Below are 16167 nucleotides of genomic sequence, written 5' to 3'. Positions count from 1 at the left end.
AAGCACAACAAGAGCAATCAACTAATTCAGGTTTTATCTCAAAAATTGGATACCAGATTATCATGAACAAAGAATTTACATTTACGATTAAGAGCATAAGTCTCGACGAAAATTATCACCCATCTGACAATACGCGTATCACCACCAACTTTGCTAACTTAGCGAGAGGCAGTCATCGTCAAGCCAATTTACGTAACGCGTTAAAAATGATTGATAATAGTTTTAATGCATTGGCCAACTGGGATAACACCAAAGGAGACCGTTACTCAGTTGAACTAGAAATCGTGTCGGTAAACATGGATATCGAAGGCAGTGGCCAAACGTTCCCATCGATTGAAATCTTAAAAACCCACATCATCGACCATAAAACAAATAAGCGTATTGAAGGTATTGTTGGCAATAACTTCTCTTCTTATGTTCGAGATTACGACTTTAGCGTGTTGCTCCAACAGTACAATAAAGATCAGCCTAAATTCAGCATCCCTGACAACTTCGGCGAGCTACACGGCAAACTTTTTCAGTACTTTGTAAATTCACAAGTGTATAAAGAAAATTTCAAAAAACTGCCCGTGATATGCCTCAGTGTTTCAGATAATAAAACTTATCATCGCACTGAAAACCAGCATCCAGTACTCGGCGTTGAATATCTACCTAATGAATCGTCTTTGACGGAACAGTATTTCAAGAAAATGGGCTTACAGGTGCGTTACTTCATGCCACCAAACAGTGTTGCACCTTTGGCATTCTTCTTCTTTGGTGATTTGCTAAATGACTACACAAGCCTTGAGCTGATCAGCACCATTAGCACAATGGAAACGTTCCAGAAAATCTACAGACCAGAAATTTACAATGCAAATGCGGCTGCGGGTACATCGTATAAGCCAAATTTGAAAAACTTAGATCATTCATTAACACAGATTGTTTATGACCGAGAAGAGCGCAGTAGATTAGCCAGTGAACAAGGTAAATTTGCTGAAGAGCACTTTATAAAGCCACATCAAAATGTGCTTGATAAGTGGTCTCAGAGTTACGCGCTGTAAGTACAGACAATAAACCCACGCCTTCATGGCGTGGCGATACTGCGAAATAGTTTACGCTCAGTCATTAATCCAATATATGCGACATCATCAATTATGAAAACATTATTACCGACTTCAACTGCGGGCAGTTTACCTAAACCTTTGTGGCTTGCAGAACCTGAAACATTATGGTCTCCTTGGAAATTGCAAGACAACGAGCTCATTGTTGGCAAACAAGATGCTTTGCGATTGTCATTACAAGATCAACAACACGCTGGGATAGATATTGTCAGTGATGGCGAGCAAACCCGTCAGCACTTTGTGACAACCTTTATTGAGCACCTCAACGGCGTAGATTTCGAAAAACGTGAAACCGTTAAAATACGCGATCGCTACGATGCGAGTGTGCCAACCGTTGTTGGCCCTGTTAGTCGCCAAAAATCCGTTTTTGTTGAAGATGCCAAATTTTTACGGCAGCAAACCAAGCAACCAATCAAGTGGGCATTGCCTGGCCCGATGACCATGATAGACACCCTGTATGATGCCCATTATAAAAGTCGCGAAAAGCTGGCATGGGAATTTGCAAAAATACTCAACCAAGAAGCCAAAGAGTTGGAAGCAGCTGGTGTCGATATCATCCAATTTGATGAACCCGCATTTAACGTATTCTTTGATGAAGTCAATGAGTGGGGCATTGCCACACTAGAGCGAGCCATCGAAGGGCTAAAATGCGAAACAGCTGTGCACATTTGTTACGGCTATGGCATAAAAGCCAATACAGACTGGAAAAAAACACTTGGGTCTGAATGGCGTCAATATGAAGAAGCGTTTCCAAAACTACAAAAATCAAATATCGATATTATTTCATTGGAGTGTCACAATTCCCATGTGCCTATGGACTTGCTTGAACTCATTCGCGGCAAGAAAGTGATGGTCGGTGCGATTGATGTGGCCAGTAATACCATTGAAACTCCAGAGGAAGTCGCTGATACACTCAGAAAAGCCCTGCAGTTTGTCGATGCCGATAAACTCTACCCATGTACAAACTGTGGTATGGCCCCTCTGTCGCATACCGTCGCGAGAGGAAAGCTGAACGCGTTAAGTGCTGGTGCCGAGATCATCAGAAAAGAATTATCGGCTTAACGATACAACTTAGCAATACAATTTAACTAATACAGCTAAACCCTGTTTTATGTGTATTTCTTCAACAGGCTCAACATGAAAAACATGCGTTGAGCCTTATCAAGGCTATATAGCCGTCGTTATTCTGTACACGCTAATCTGAAAGCTCATCCCAACTTCATTTTCCGCCCGTCAATATCAATAGCATCACCAGTAGATCGAGATTCAACAATGATATACGCACTGCTCTAATAAGGCTTTTTAGCACATTGATGCCTTTATCTTCCTAGATACTTGAGCCTATAATAAGCGAAATTCTTCAACACAATCATTTCAATAGCAATACCGGTTGCATACCTTAAAACTTTCTCCAATCACCGAAAAACAACAATTTAATATTCAGCACCTCATAAAGCACAAGCTAGAAACCAGCGATTGACAAGAAAAGGGACGGATATTACATTATTTCAAAAATAAAAAGGAACATCGTGCTTAAAATCATTTTATTCAGTGCGTTAACGTCTTTTGTACAGTTCATTATTTTTACGTTTTTTGACTATCTGGAGTCCGATAATATCGATCTTCTCTATTCACTTGATACCAATATCTTAAAAATAACGGTGTGGTTTTTCGTTTTAATCTATGCCCTGCGCTGGATCACTCTAAACAAGCAAGCACCGTTTGTTAATAGGCTAAGTGCTCATCGCTTTAAAGTCATGCACACTTTGCAAGTGGCTGTTATCACATTTTTATTGGTTGGCGTTACCAAATATGAGCATGAGTTTGGTCAAACGCTGGCCTTTGCTTCATGGTCAGACTTGTTCTTGTGGCTGAGCGTAGAACCCCTGCCATTCGTCATCTGTTACTCTATTGCCGCTTGGTATGGTGCAAATACGCTTATACAAAAAGATAAAACTAAACCATGAATCATATAGCTTAAGTCCTATCAAAGCTGCTTACCTTATACACCCAGACACACCTTTTTAAATAACGATAACAAGGCATGTTTAAAGCATGTCTGGCTTATTGTCATTGAGTAAATTGCGATAGGCCGATGGGCTACATCCGGCCACCTTTTTAAATGCGGTATTAAATGTCGATTTAGAGTTAAAGCCCACATCTAAGGCAATATTAGTCACGAGTTTCCCCTTATCTTTCAATTCAGCTTTTGCTTCTTCAACGCGAAAACCATTCACGAATTGAAAAAAGTTAGTCTGTAAAAGCTGAGACAGGGTTTCTGATATATGGTTTTCGGTTTCAGCAATCGACTCTGAGAGCTTATTTAAAGATAAGTCATTGTGCAAAAACAACTTATCTTCTTTCATCGACTGCTCAAGTTTTGACGCAATCCGTTGCATTTTTTCATCGCTGAGTAACGCAGCTCTACCTTGACTCGTACGTGGTAAACCTTGCTCTGCGCTATGCAGCCCCCTTTGGCCCAAGGCTTTTTGCACAAAAATAGCCAGTGCAATCACTTCAAAAATAGGCAGCACAATACCTGAGCCAAACCAACGCCACCCCAGCGCGCCCAAAGCAAACTCAACAGCATACATAAACCAAACAACGCCCCAAATAAGCAGTACAACTTTAAACCACCCCACTGCTCGTTGCTCAATGTCAGAAAAGCGTTCCATCAACTGCTGGCAATGCCTATTGTGGAGCTTATACGCCATTGCTAAAAATAAAGCCGTAAATGCGATAAAAACAAATGTCGTAGACAAACAGGTAAACACCGCTATTTTCCAAAGCTCAGGATCCCGCGTCGACGGTGTTGCCAGCGCCAATTTTTCAGCAGGGCTTATCGTAAAAATAAAGGGCAGCATGAGCAATACAACTAAAACGGGTCCAACTGATGCCAAAAAATAAAGCCGCTTACCCAGGGGTTTAGCGGGTGACATCATCGCATGGGCATAAAAATATAATGCCGGTCCCAGCAACGCCCGAAACGGAAATTGAGCACCCGCCAATGCAGGTGCGTAAACATAAGCCCCAGAATAGATAAATAGCTCCCCCGCTAAATGTATCAATAGCAATAACAACAACCCTTTCAAAAAAAAGGTGTGTCTTTGCTTTGGTTTATTAAAAACTTCTACCAAAGCAAATATTGCCATGCCCATCATGGCGGAGTATAAAATTGTGGGTAAAAGGTTGACCATTTTGTTACCAGGTATGCGCTTTTGACTTTACAAACGTAATTGTAAAGTCAAATAGCATAATGGTCCACCGGCAGTGTGTTCCCAATAGCATTCACTTCATCAAAGTGTCTTAAGCTATTGGGTAGCTCCTGATAACCACATCTTATGATATCGTCATTTGTGGGTTAACCTTTAAATCAAAGCTAATAGGATCACCCATGTGACTAAAACCGTGTTACTGAAACCATGCAACTCAAATCAATGAATCAATTTATATTCATGTCGCACCGAATGAGAATTACTCTTTGCTTGCTAATTGACTCACGTCTAACGCATCAGCATCACTTTTTGGCAATTTAATCCCCACTGTGAGCAACCAAATACCAACGCCTAATTCAAAAAGCGCACCTGGCATCAGTAAATACATTACTTCGTGGGGAATTGGGGCCAATAACTTTGCTATCGGGTACAATATCAAGCTTGTGTATGTAAACATGCCCCATACTGACCACGCTCTTGGTATATAACGTGTTTTAAAAAACAAATAAAATGTAATAACGCCTGCTATTCCCATGAATATCCAACTATATTCATAGGCTGGAGCTCTAAAGCTTGCAACAACACGTACTAACGTATGCACTTGCTCCAAATCAAACATCTCTAAAAGATACGTTTTACTCGACAATGCCAGCATCGCCATACTAAAAATAACCGCAACACCACCAAAAACAGTTTCAATTAACCTCAAGCATAAAGCGGTTTGCGCAAGCTGTTTATTGACACTCTTCAACACAAAATAAAATGACACTGATGCCATCATTACACCCAGAAACATCACCATTTCTGCCAAAATTTCGAAGCGAAAATGCATTTCATTTGCAAAGATACGATTTGCGTCAAGCGCATTGATATCTGATAACCCTGTATCTAACAAAAAGTTTTTGACTAATCCAGCCACAGTAAAAATAATATAAGACAACCCTGCAAGCCTTGCGTAAAAACGTTGCATATTTTGATTTTTTTCTCTCTTCATTTTTATGTTCCATAAATACGGCTATAACGACCTACTCTGCGGACTCTTGTTGCCAAGTGACTGCCAAATAAATAATGAGTAACCCCGTACAAATCTCGAAAAAGCTAAAGAACATATAATGAAGTGTGCCGCCCATTGTCACGGTATAGGTTTGAACTGAGGTGGTAATAAGCCCGGCAACGATATTACAATATTTGCTCAGCCTGAAAGTTAAGGTGCTCGACAAAACAATCATGATCATGGGTATTTGCAACACAACAGCAAAAGCGAGTAAAAATTCTTCAGTGATTTTCATATCACCGACTTCCCCCGACAAAAATGCTTCTAGATATTGGGCCAGATGTAATGTAAACACATCGCAATAAATGTAATTCACAGTTAAAAAAACCCACAATAAAGAAAGTAACTGGTTGCGTGTGCCATGCCATTCAAAGATTTTCATATCATTTTCCGTTCAAGTATTAAGATTCGATATGAACAATGTCTCAATTGCGTCCGACTGTCGTTCCAATGGGCCTATTCGAACGATTTTTTGCAATTTTGTTTAAAATATTTGCCGATTTATGCTTTTCGGCTATTTCTCAGCAGCATTTTTGTCACTTTTAGAGTAATAACTGGCGCTGTGATCATAAAACAGAGGCCATTTCAGAGGAAAATCGCAGTGCTTGCCAGTGATAAACATAACTGTGTGACGTAATCAATGTAACCGTCTTATAAAAGGGCTCAACAAAGGAGGGGAAAGGTGCATTTCTAGGTAATCACCACAAAAACAAAGTCAAATTTTCAATAACTTATAAAAATTACGTGACGCGATAAGTAGAAAATCTAGGCCACTCGGAAATGTATGATATCGAGGTATTCAGCCAAGTTACTTCGTAACCTGGCTCAGCTGTAGAACGAATCGCTAAAAACGAGCCACTTAATACTAACTAACCTCAGCTCTGGATAAGCGAATTTGCCCGATAAAGCGACTTTCCTCACTCTCGGCGTTGCTTGCATTTGTAATAGCCTACTATTACTGCATAAAAGCGCCTTGATATTGAACAAAATATCATCATTGGATTGTACATAAGTTTGTTTTCAAGACATTTTCTATTCCAAAACCCTTATCCAAACCTGAGGTTAACTATGTTTCATCGTAATGAGGTTTTTAGCTACCTTCTTCCACTCCACCAGTTCATTAAACGGCATGGGTTTGGCATAAACATAGCCCTGTATTTTATACACGCCGTGCTTGGCCAAATATTCCACTTGCTCATTGGTTTCAACCCCTTCGGCAATGGTTTTTTTAGATGATGCCTCAGCAAACGCAATAATTGACGAGAGTACCGAGCTTTTCATATCATCGGTGCCAATCACATCAACAAACATTTTGTCGATTTTAATCGTGGAAATACCCAATTCTTGTACGTACGAGAATCCACCATAACCCGTCCCCGCGTCATCAAGTTTAAGCTCAATACCCATCTCGTAGAATTTAGATAAAGTCACTTTAGCTTGCTGTAAGTCTTCAATTTTTCTGCGCTCCGTGATCTCCAACGATAAATTGTTAAAACTCCAGCTATCATCTGTTTTTAAAGATAAAATATAATCATATAAATCATTACTATAAAGATGTTCAGGTACTATATTCACACTCATAAACTTATCTGTGTCAGCCCAGTTCAACTTTTTAATATCACGTACAACTCGATAAAGTAACTGCTCGGTAATTGGAATAATAAGACCAGAATCTTCTGCAAATGGAATAAACTGATAAGGCGGAATAACCGTGCCATCTTCTTTTACCCAGCGTACTAACACCTCGCAGCCCACTATTTTTCCCGACTTAGAGTGTAAAATAGGCTGGTAATATGGCTTGAACTCATGCGCTTGCAGTCCCTGCTTTATCAAAGCTTCCATAGTTTGATTCTGACTTAACAACCATTGCATAGCAAAAACCAGTAATAACCCTAAAGTTGCACCAATGCCTAAACTAATCGCACCACTCCAATGCTCTACAGGTGATAAATAGTTTTTCGACACCGACAGTGACAAAGAAAATGGATATTTATCTGAATAAATAAAAGAAGACAAAGCCAAGTCGTTTGTTTGACTATCAATATCACTCACCAAAATATCGAGGTTATTCAATTGAACTTTTAATACAGCACACTCATCACAAAATGCCCGAGGGATATGAATAGGCTCTATATCGGCAATGAGTTTGTAATTAGGAGCTGTATTAATCACAGCAAGGTCATGGGTATGGGTAATATTATTTAACTCAGAGCCAATAAACACGTTATCTTTCAGAGTATGCCATGAGTCTTCTTCGCTTTGTTCAACCGCCCTACCATGACTTGAACATTGTTTACCACTTTGTGTATGAATCTCAAATAAGCGCACATGCGGACTTGTAAATGCCGCCCGCTGCATTTTCATAATATCAGATGCTGAACAATCAAAAGTGAGATCTCGCATAAACTGCTCATTCATGTCAATCGCTTCTCCCACATGCGTTTCGAGCTTTTCTAGCAAGAACTCCAACTCAGAATCAATCGCATGCTTAACGTAAAAACTCGCAATGTGGTGATGAAAAGTTAAGGTAATAGCAATACACGTTAACAATAATAAAGCTGACGCCCAAGGACGTTGAAATTTCATAAAACTACCTGCTGTTACATTATGATGCGCTTTTAGGAGGTTACATCATATGGTTGTCTAGAATATGAAGGAGGTCAACATTTAAAGGCGGCAGTTGCAATAAAAACAAGGCGACACCTTTCATTTTTACTATAGCGGCACTTAAAAAATGAAAACCGTTGCCGATAAGATCGTCCTTAAACGCTAAAGTTCAATGATGTAAGAAACCGCATCAATCATACAAATCCCACCTCTATAGATTTAACTACAATAAATAGTACCCTTGATCCAATTAAGGTCATTTAACCGTGACAATGAGAAACAAATTATTTGTGCTTTCTATTACACTCTTCAGCTTAAACGTTACGACCAACGCTCAATCAATCAGAGTCGTGACAGAGCACTTCCCGCCTTTTCAAATCAGTGAGGAAAACAAGCCTGTTAAAGGTGTGGCAGTACGACTAGTGAAAAAATAATGGCTGAAGTCAACTTTAATGCGCCCATTGAAGTATACCCTTGGCAAGGGCTTACAAGGTCGCATTAGAGCAACCGAACGTGCTTATATTCTCCATTGCAAGAACAAAAGATCGTGAGAAACTTTTCCATTGGATAGGTTCGATAAGCACCCTTAAAGGACATATATGGACACTGAAAGAGCATTCACATGTCAAAATTAACACCATTGACGATGCCAACCAATACTCAATCGCTGTAACGAGAGAAGACAGTACCCACCATTATTTAAAACACAATAACATTGACCAAAATTTAGATTTGTATTTAACAACGACCAACAAACAAAACATAGAAATGTTGTTTTCTAAAAGAATAGATTTAATTATCGCCACTGATGCAATGATCAAAACTCACGTAGAAAGCTCTGACCTTCAGTACGAATTATTAAAGAAAGTGTTTACGTTTAATCCAAATGAATTCCAGCTTTATATCGCCATGAGTAAAAGCACTTCTCCTCTGTTAGTTCGCGCTTTAAAGCCGCTTTTGAAAAAATACAAAACCAATTAGATATCAATAAATAACCTCAGATTTGGATAAGGGTTTTGGAATAGAAAATGTTTTGAAAATAAACTTATGTACAATCCAATGATGATATTTTGTTCAATATCAAGGCGCTTTTATGCAGTAATAGCGGGCTATTACAAATGAAAGCAACGCCGAGAATGAGAAAAATAGCTTTATTGGGCAAATTCGCTTATCCAGAGCTGAGGTTAAATAGATAAGGCCAACCATGTTGACCTCTTTCATTGATTTTTACTCTGACACGTTTAATGAGCAAACACGGGAACTATGGTTTTTAAAGCATGTGGCATGATCTTATCTTCCTGGTCGTGACCTTTAATCACCACAATTAAATCAAGCTCTGCAATGGTGATGATGTATTGCCCCCCACCACCCCAAGCAAAATTGGCATTATAGCTTTTGCCTTTAACAGGTATATCCATTTGATAAATATAATACCCATACTGATAAGCTTTTGGGATCCACGCTTCAGCAGGTTGTACAATACCACGGGTACCCTTGTTTAAGTAGGCCATTGAAATAAGCTGCTCGCCCTGCCACTTACCTTTATTGGCAAGCAAAGCGCCCCATTTCAGCATATCGCGCGACGTTAAACTCACACGCCAACCCGCTTCGGGCAAGCCACTGATTGCATTTTGCCAACGATAGTTGGTGATCCCCAGTTTATCCAACAACTCCTTTTTAATGAAACTCTGCGCAGTACCTGGCACCACAGCATCCAGTACTTGCATCACCAAGGTCGGATTAAAATTACCATATGAATAACGCTGAGACTCAGAATTAATAGGCGTACTGTGTTCAAGTAACGCTTGAACTTGCCCTTGACCTTTTAATTTGGCGGGCGTCTCCTCCAATGCCTTCACTTGCTCGTCACTCACACGAATACCACCACGCATGGTGAGCGCTTTATGCAGGGTGATTTTTTCTGCCCCTGCAACGAGCTTAGTCGTGTCTACGTCTTTCAAAAAACTGACAAGCGGCTTGTCTAAGTCAGCCATGCTTAAATAGCCTAATTGAATTGCACGACCTAGTGCCAAGCTGGTATAAGTTTTTGCTGCCGATGCCTGCCCTGCAGCCAAATTTACACGACCTCGTCGGTAGTAAGATTCAAACACCAGCTTACCTTTGTGACTAATTAACAAGCCGTCATAAAGACCGTATTTACCTTGCGCTATTTCTTCGGCTAACTTAATAATATTTTTTTTAGCCACTCTGTCCCCCAATTGCCCAACAGAAATCCCCTCTTTTCTATCTTTTGGTGCCGCAGAAATATAGGCCTGCTTAAGATAAGGCAAATCCCAAAATGACAGTGATTTTTCCGCATTGGTTACCTCTGGTGCAATGCGACTTTCTGCGTTGGCGGTAGATATAAAAATACCATTACTCGCAACGCTGAGTAATGTCGTCATAACCAAGATTTTAATTGTTAGTTTACTGGCCATTCTATTTCCCTTTTTATTTACTGATACGTTGTTAATTGAACTTATTCAGTACGTTTGCCACTTGCCCCTGCTGTTGCCTATGGTCCACTAAGTAATACCTCACAAGAAACGGTTAATTCCATCTCTATTCCAGTTCAATCTAAAAATAAATATTTAATGATGAAATCAAAAAACATAATCTAACAGCCAGTTGAAAAATACTTGAGGTTGTAGTGACTTTTTACTGATGTCTCAATGAAAAAAATAAAAACAATTGAAATCAAAAGCCTGAGGAATTCAATACATAAAAACCTCGTTACCTCAAAGAGAATTCTATTTATCTAACACGGTCAGAATGATAAAAAGTGTTATATAACGTCCTTATTTTTATTTCTTTACACTCTATCCTTAGTGATTCAAAAAACTTTTGATATTGCAAAAGTTTCATCACTTCAAAATGGTGATGCCAACCCCTTATTATCAAAAAAAACCTCAACTAACACCCATATTCCGTTTTATGGTTCCCTTTCACATATCAATTAGAGTGTGCTTAACACCAGCTTTGCTTTTTTGGCCAGCTCTTTTCCCCCAACTGCTTATAATTGATATGTAATTTTTGCCAAGCTTGTTTATGATTTGGCATTTGGTGGGTTATACGCTCAAGTGCACATAGTGATAGTTGGGGGTAGATCGCATCATGCTGCATCATAAATGCCATAATCAAAGCATGGTCGTCAATCGTAAAGTGATTGATGGCATCAGCTAATTGTTGTAACGCCACTTTTTGTACTTCAGCGTTATTCATCTTTACGGCAAGTTTACTCAGTTTATGCCAAGCAAAAGGTGAATAAGGGTAAAGCTTGCTAAGTTGCTGCCAAGTGAATTGAGCTAACTCCAGTTTTCCTTGTGCTAAGAAGCGTTCACCCCATTGATTGATAAAATAATGCCTGAACCGCGGACTACCCGCCCGCCAAAGTTCAAATGCTAAAGGGAGCTGTTCTTGAGCCATTTTACCCACTAGTCTTTTTCTGCAACTAATAAAGTGGTGTCATGTAATGCCATGAAATATCCATATTTCAACTTTACTGCTACATTCATTTCCTCAGCTGAAGCTTTTCAGCATGATGAGTAAGCCCTGGTGAACATTTTTAACCGGTGCTTTTTATATGCCGTAGTTAATATATCTAAAGGATATAAATATGAACTATTCTCTTCACCCTTCCGTTGGCGTCGCCAGATTAGGCAATAGCGAAGGTCAATTCTATTTAGCACCCGATCAAATTGGTGGCTTGCCCTTTGAAGCCGATGAATGGGGCAACAAAATCGATAGCCCAGTAAATCAATTTAAGGATCAGGAAGGACGGATCCGCAGACAAGGCCAGCCATTTAAAATTATTGATGAAGACAATAACGAGCTCACTTTAGCAAGTGATAACGTCAAAGCGGTCACATGGACTGTGCACATTGCGAATAAAAAGGCGGCTTGGTACGAATTTAATGAGTTGCAAGGTAATCTGTTATTTGGTGAAGAGAACAGCTACAGTAATCGACGTACACCATGGCGCAACGCCAGTGAAACCAACCGTCGCAGTTTAATTATTGACCCTGGACCAAGAACAATCACAGGGGCCAATGCCAAAGCCATTTTTGATGAAGCGAGCGCCTCTAACAATTACCCAGTCAGCTTTCCCCCAAAACCTTGTCAGGGGACTGAAATTAAGTCTTTGGGTAATATAATCACCGACAACGAAGGACGTTTAGTTGTCATCGGTGGCTACGGTAATGCCGGTGGTAATGAACCCCTTGAGTCGTACGGTGGAGCTGACTCTTGGCATGATGATATTGCTGATGGCACAGTTTATTGCACCATCACTTTTAACGATGGCCAAGAGTTAAAGTTATCAGCATGGGTTATAGTCGGCTCTCCTGATTTTGCCCCAGAAATCGTTAATATTTCCAACTTAAGCGACACCATGTTCGACGTGGCTATCCGTGAACAAAATCTATGTGCTGAAATGTATAGCAATGGCGAATTTCAACCGTCATATCAAGCTAATTACTATCGTGATATTGAGCCAATAATACAGCGAATTAGTCGCTATCAATGGGTATCAAACGTACAATCTATGTCGGCATTCGTCTCTAATATTTTTGATTTCAAAGACAACACCGAAGAAAATCAAGCCAACAGGTCTGCCTATTTCAACTATTTTAGAAAACCGGTCAACCCTGCAACTGTGCAACAAACACCGCCAATTGAGCAAACCAATCAACAGCTGTTTGAACATGGGATTGAAGGTCACCTGCCGTTAATGCCGGTAAATTCTGGCAGCAATTCAGTCAGTAATGCCGAAGATAATATTGTCGATAAGTTTCTCACCTTAACTCAGACTCAATATTTCTTATTAAGCCAATGGGCCAGTGGGAGTTTCTCAAATGAAAAACCACTGCCAACCACGTCAGCACAAGATAGTTTTGGTGTATTTCATGCTGACCAAGGCAGTGTTGGTAATTGTGTCGGCTTGCCAATGTGCCCAGGTATCGAAGTAACTTGGAGCATGCAGAACCCCGTGATTTACGCCGCGCCGTATGTCATTAAAGATCAAAGTATAGGGAGTGGTTTCCCTAATGGTTTAGACCCAGAGCGTGATGAGTGTGAAGGTGGCGGGTGCCAACCTGGTGATTTAACCAAACGCATGGCTTGCCCATGGCAGGCTGACTTTTTCAACTGTACCATTCAAAATGTGAATTTCACTGATCCAACAGTCAATAAAGTGAATGAAGGTACAGCAGAAGAGCCAAGTATGGTCCCTCTTGCGCCGACTTATTACAGTTACTGGTGGCCACCTCAAAGTCCGTGGGACGTATTGACCAATCAAGTGGACGATCAGTCAGCCACCCACTTGCCTGCTGGCCAACAAGTAAACTATGCCCGTGGCATTAACAGTTTTGTACAAATGGTAGAGCATTGGCCTGCGCTTGGGTTTATTCGTAATCAAAATACGAGCGAACCTAACTTTCCATTTTTTACTGAAAGTGAACGCAATCACCAATTGTTTGCTTATAAGGACGTGCCAGTTTCAGACATTACTGGTAACCCACAAGATAATGGCACTGATATCCCTGTTTTTTACATCCCTGATGATGTTAAAAGCCACCTTTCTTCAGGCTGCTCAAAAGCAAAAGCCTTGCTTAAAAGTATGGAAGAAAAAATGTCTGCTCCCATCACAGCCAAACCGGCTGGTAGAGCAGTACCGCGCAGTGGTACTCGTACAAGACGGTAATATAAAATGATACATGCACACGAATGTGATGTGCTGGTTGTTGGCGCTGGTCCCGCAGGGGCCAGCACCGCATTAAACTTGCTTAATCACACCAAATTATCAGTTACATTAGTCGAAAGCTCGGATTTACAACGGCTGCGAGTGGGAGAGAGCGTCTCAGAGAGCATTTTTCCAATATTAGACTATTTACGCCTGCCAAAGTCTCATTTTGGCACCGGCTGTTTTACGCCAACTCAAGGTAACAGTGCTTTTTGGGGCAGCGATAAATCCGCTAATCGGCACGCTATCTTTGCCCCTGACAGAGCAACTTTTCAGGTTAACCGAGAGGTATTTGACTTAACCCTCCTTGAAACCGTGTTGAATCGTGGTGGCACTGTATTTCCTCGAACTAAACACAAAGCGGTCACTCAATTACAAGATGGTCGTTATGTGGTTGAAGTGAATCATCCAGAACATGGGAAGTTTGCAATAACGTGCAATTACCTGGTGGATGCTTCAGGACGAAATTCATCATTAAGTAAATCATTAGGTGCGTCTGTTACACAACACGACAGACTCACTGGCGTTGGGGCTTTTTATAAATCTGACTCGACATCATTTGAACAAATTCAATTAATTGAAAGTGACGAGTATGGTTGGTGGTATAGTGCCGCATTGTCCGATCAGATGGTTGTCGTTACCTACTTTAGCGACTTTGAATCAATCTCAAAAATGAAGTTAAATCGTCAATCACAGTGGCAACAGCACCTCAAACACAGCAAATATATGTCAAAAAGAGTCGAGAGGGCACATTTTATTGATGATAATCTTTGGATCAGACCCGCCGGTACTCACTTTAATCAATTTAGTCACATAAAAAACTATTTACCTGTAGGAGATGCTGCATGCGCATTTGACCCTATTTCCTCTATGGGTCTGGGTTTTGCCATGACCTCTGGATGCCAAGTAGCAACCATCATAGGCAACGCAACAAGCCCTGCTAATTTTAATGAGAATAGTCATATATATCAGCAAGATTTAGCCCGACAATTTGAGGAATATTTAGGTTTTAAGCAGCATTTTTATCACAAAGAGCAACGCTGGAGTGACGCCCCATTTTGGGCGAAACGCCAGCAGCACGTGCATCAAGTGGCGTAAACTGCATCCACAGCTCACTACAAAAAAGCGGCTGTCGTTAGCCGCTTACATACATTCCTCATTGTAGCTAAACAAGTCCGATGCATATAAAGATAAAATCAATTCACGGTACCTTAAAGTGGTCTATGATTAAAAGTGAACTGTATGCATTTAAGCGAATTGTGGTTACGAGATTCGCTACGTGAGTTAAAACTCAACTGCAACTGAATAACATGCTGGCGATTAAACATTCTGATTCAAAACTCAGAGGCAGGCCAAATCGTATTAGAGAGTAAGAGTTGCTAGCCACACTATTCGATGTGATACACAAGGAGTAGCTTCCTACATGGAGATTTTAAAAAAAATATTGGTATATTTACCACCAAAACTAGTGTTATCTACGATATTTTTTACCAGCTTATACCTTATCTTCATGCCAGGCGCTTTGGCTGACTTTTTTTCTCGTGTGTTTGGGATATTTCTCTTAGTTGCACTCATTCATGTCATATTCAATATGATCTTTAAATTAATTAGAAAAAACAATCAAAAACCAAACGGGAATCATGATGAATAAGGTAACCTATATTTTTCTAATAATGGGCACTATGTATATGCTGTATGGATGCTCAAACATAGAAACTAGTCAGTCAGCAGAGAGTGTACCCAAAGAGGTCATGGCGCTCGATAACGAAATTAATTTAGTAACTGAAATAACGGCAACATCAAATGAAAGCTCACCCATTTTGCTTTACAATGCATTAGTGTTTCGACTCCCCGCGTCACCGCGTCAATTAAATAACATTACAGCACCCTATTACTTATACTTACTCCTTACCCATATTGACCCAGACAATGCTAAACACCAAGCTCTTTTCAAAGCATATTGGGCGAATATAAAATCATATACAGACGTTAAGAGCATTGCCAATGAAACAGGCAGCACGCTCGTTCCTTTTATTTTACCCGTTACTGAAACCAATGGCGAAAACACGACATCCACCACACTCATGCACAATTACAACATTCCGGCAGCTATAACGATGAAAGCCATGCTTGGAGAGAGCTATGAAGATGAAACAATGATGATCGTTGGTTCTGAAGTCCCCTTAAGGTTAAGTGATTCTTCAAACATAGATACATCAAAAATTTCAGTAATTGGTCTTTCAAATTATAGCCAAGCGGAAATTAAGCAAACTATATGCAAAATAAACAAAATTGTATTTAGAGAGAAATATACAGGTGCCCTAACCAAAAAATTACGCGCAGAGCACATAAATAAACATATACGTCGTTTTAATCTGTTTCTCAGTCATCTTGGTTCGCTTCTAATCAATACGGCTCATGCATCTGAGCAATGTTGAGCCAGAAAAAGGT

Annotated in this window: 14 protein-coding genes; 8 read left to right on the top strand and 6 right to left on the bottom strand. The window is 40.2% G+C overall.

Going from position 1 to position 16167, the window contains the following annotated elements:
• Positions 1 to 62 precede the first annotated feature (62 nt).
• The 3 genes from PAUR_RS03505 (at position 63) to PAUR_RS03495 (ending at position 3067) form a co-directional block, all read left to right on the top strand.
• Entirely contained in the window at positions 63 to 1040 is a 978-nt protein-coding gene (locus PAUR_RS03505; RefSeq protein WP_192506431.1) for a DUF1852 domain-containing protein, read from the top strand.
• 93 nt (positions 1041 to 1133) lie between these two features.
• The gene (locus PAUR_RS03500) at positions 1134 to 2162 is read left to right on the top strand and encodes a methionine synthase (protein WP_192506430.1); all 1029 of its coding nucleotides are present in this window, start codon (positions 1134 to 1136) and stop codon (positions 2160 to 2162) included.
• 467 nt (positions 2163 to 2629) lie between these two features.
• The gene (locus PAUR_RS03495) at positions 2630 to 3067 is read left to right on the top strand and encodes a hypothetical protein (RefSeq protein ID WP_192506429.1); all 438 of its coding nucleotides are present in this window, start codon (positions 2630 to 2632) and stop codon (positions 3065 to 3067) included.
• 81 nt (positions 3068 to 3148) lie between these two features.
• On the opposite strand, the gene PAUR_RS03490 is transcribed toward PAUR_RS03495, so the two are convergent.
• From PAUR_RS03490 to PAUR_RS03475, 4 genes are all read right to left on the bottom strand, one after another.
• Positions 3149 to 4297 (bottom strand): helix-turn-helix domain-containing protein, encoded by a 1149-nt coding sequence (locus tag PAUR_RS03490; RefSeq protein ID WP_225738275.1) that lies wholly within the window; start codon positions 4295 to 4297, stop codon positions 3149 to 3151.
• Positions 4298 to 4574: 277 nt separating this feature from the next.
• On the bottom strand, positions 4575 to 5309 hold the full coding sequence (locus tag PAUR_RS03485) for a DUF4386 domain-containing protein (RefSeq protein WP_192506428.1): 735 nt from the start codon (positions 5307 to 5309) through the stop codon (positions 4575 to 4577).
• Positions 5310 to 5340: 31 nt separating this feature from the next.
• Positions 5341 to 5751: a DUF6326 family protein gene (locus PAUR_RS03480; protein ID WP_225738274.1), complete on the bottom strand. Its 411-nt coding sequence runs from the start codon at positions 5749 to 5751 to the stop codon at positions 5341 to 5343.
• Positions 5752 to 6431: 680 nt separating this feature from the next.
• Complete coding sequence (locus tag PAUR_RS03475; RefSeq protein WP_192506427.1) at positions 6432 to 7955, bottom strand: EAL domain-containing protein; 1524 nt, start codon at positions 7953 to 7955, stop codon at positions 6432 to 6434.
• Between the two features lie 495 nt (positions 7956 to 8450).
• Between PAUR_RS03475 and PAUR_RS03470 the strand changes: the two genes are divergently transcribed.
• Positions 8451 to 8957 carry a substrate-binding periplasmic protein gene (locus PAUR_RS03470; protein WP_192506426.1) on the top strand — a complete coding sequence of 169 codons (507 nt, stop codon included), beginning with the start codon at positions 8451 to 8453 and terminating at the stop codon, positions 8955 to 8957.
• Between the two features lie 260 nt (positions 8958 to 9217).
• Here the strand turns inward: PAUR_RS03470 and PAUR_RS03465 are convergent, their stop codons facing one another.
• Together PAUR_RS03465 and PAUR_RS03460 are read right to left on the bottom strand one after the other, a co-directional pair.
• Positions 9218 to 10414, bottom strand: a complete 1197-nt coding sequence (locus PAUR_RS03465) for a serine hydrolase domain-containing protein (protein WP_192506425.1) — start codon at positions 10412 to 10414, stop codon at positions 9218 to 9220.
• Positions 10415 to 10943: 529 nt separating this feature from the next.
• Entirely contained in the window at positions 10944 to 11402 is a 459-nt protein-coding gene (locus PAUR_RS03460; RefSeq protein ID WP_192506424.1) for a hypothetical protein, read from the bottom strand.
• A 190-nt stretch (positions 11403 to 11592) separates the two neighbouring features.
• Between PAUR_RS03460 and lodA the strand changes: the two genes are divergently transcribed.
• From lodA to PAUR_RS03440, 4 genes are all read left to right on the top strand, one after another.
• Positions 11593 to 13677: a CTQ-dependent lysine 6-oxidase LodA gene (gene lodA / locus PAUR_RS03455; RefSeq protein ID WP_192506423.1), complete on the top strand. Its 2085-nt coding sequence runs from the start codon at positions 11593 to 11595 to the stop codon at positions 13675 to 13677.
• A 6-nt stretch (positions 13678 to 13683) separates the two neighbouring features.
• Positions 13684 to 14814, top strand: coding sequence for a lysine-epsilon-oxidase maturase LodB (lodB, locus tag PAUR_RS03450; protein ID WP_192506422.1), 1131 nt, complete (start codon positions 13684 to 13686; stop codon positions 14812 to 14814).
• 325 nt (positions 14815 to 15139) lie between these two features.
• The gene (locus tag PAUR_RS03445; RefSeq protein WP_192506421.1) at positions 15140 to 15367 is read left to right on the top strand and encodes a hypothetical protein; all 228 of its coding nucleotides are present in this window, start codon (positions 15140 to 15142) and stop codon (positions 15365 to 15367) included.
• A complete protein-coding gene (locus PAUR_RS03440; protein WP_192506420.1) occupies positions 15357 to 16154 on the top strand; it encodes a hypothetical protein in 798 nt (265 codons plus the stop codon). The genes PAUR_RS03445 and PAUR_RS03440 overlap by 11 nt, the downstream gene beginning before the upstream one ends.
• The last annotated feature ends 13 nt before the right edge of the window (positions 16155 to 16167 follow it).

Source organism: Pseudoalteromonas aurantia 208 (assembly GCF_014858725.1).
Classification (GTDB): domain Bacteria; phylum Pseudomonadota; class Gammaproteobacteria; order Enterobacterales; family Alteromonadaceae; genus Pseudoalteromonas; species Pseudoalteromonas aurantia.
Note: the sequence above shows the minus strand (reverse complement) of the source record. Positions and strands in the feature narration are given on the sequence as shown.

What these genes read in the sequence shown, in the direction of transcription:
- PAUR_RS03465 (WP_192506425.1), bottom strand. Translation starts at nt 10,414, where the DNA reads ATGGCCAGTAAACTAACAATTAAAATCTTGGTTATGACGACATTACTC.
- PAUR_RS03480 (WP_225738274.1), bottom strand. Translation starts at nt 5,751, where the DNA reads ATGAAAATCTTTGAATGGCATGGCACACGCAACCAGTTACTTTCTTTA.
- lodA (WP_192506423.1), top strand. Translation starts at nt 11,593, where the DNA reads ATGAACTATTCTCTTCACCCTTCCGTTGGCGTCGCCAGATTAGGCAAT.
- lodB (WP_192506422.1), top strand. Translation starts at nt 13,684, where the DNA reads ATGATACATGCACACGAATGTGATGTGCTGGTTGTTGGCGCTGGTCCC.
- PAUR_RS03500 (WP_192506430.1), top strand. Translation starts at nt 1,134, where the DNA reads ATGAAAACATTATTACCGACTTCAACTGCGGGCAGTTTACCTAAACCT.
- PAUR_RS03445 (WP_192506421.1), top strand. Translation starts at nt 15,140, where the DNA reads ATGGAGATTTTAAAAAAAATATTGGTATATTTACCACCAAAACTAGTG.
- PAUR_RS03460 (WP_192506424.1), bottom strand. Translation starts at nt 11,402, where the DNA reads ATGGCTCAAGAACAGCTCCCTTTAGCATTTGAACTTTGGCGGGCGGGT.
- PAUR_RS03440 (WP_192506420.1), top strand. Translation starts at nt 15,357, where the DNA reads ATGATGAATAAGGTAACCTATATTTTTCTAATAATGGGCACTATGTAT.
- PAUR_RS03475 (WP_192506427.1), bottom strand. Translation starts at nt 7,955, where the DNA reads ATGAAATTTCAACGTCCTTGGGCGTCAGCTTTATTATTGTTAACGTGT.
- PAUR_RS03505 (WP_192506431.1), top strand. Translation starts at nt 63, where the DNA reads ATGAACAAAGAATTTACATTTACGATTAAGAGCATAAGTCTCGACGAA.
- PAUR_RS03490 (WP_225738275.1), bottom strand. Translation starts at nt 4,297, where the DNA reads ATGGTCAACCTTTTACCCACAATTTTATACTCCGCCATGATGGGCATG.
- PAUR_RS03485 (WP_192506428.1), bottom strand. Translation starts at nt 5,309, where the DNA reads ATGAAGAGAGAAAAAAATCAAAATATGCAACGTTTTTACGCAAGGCTT.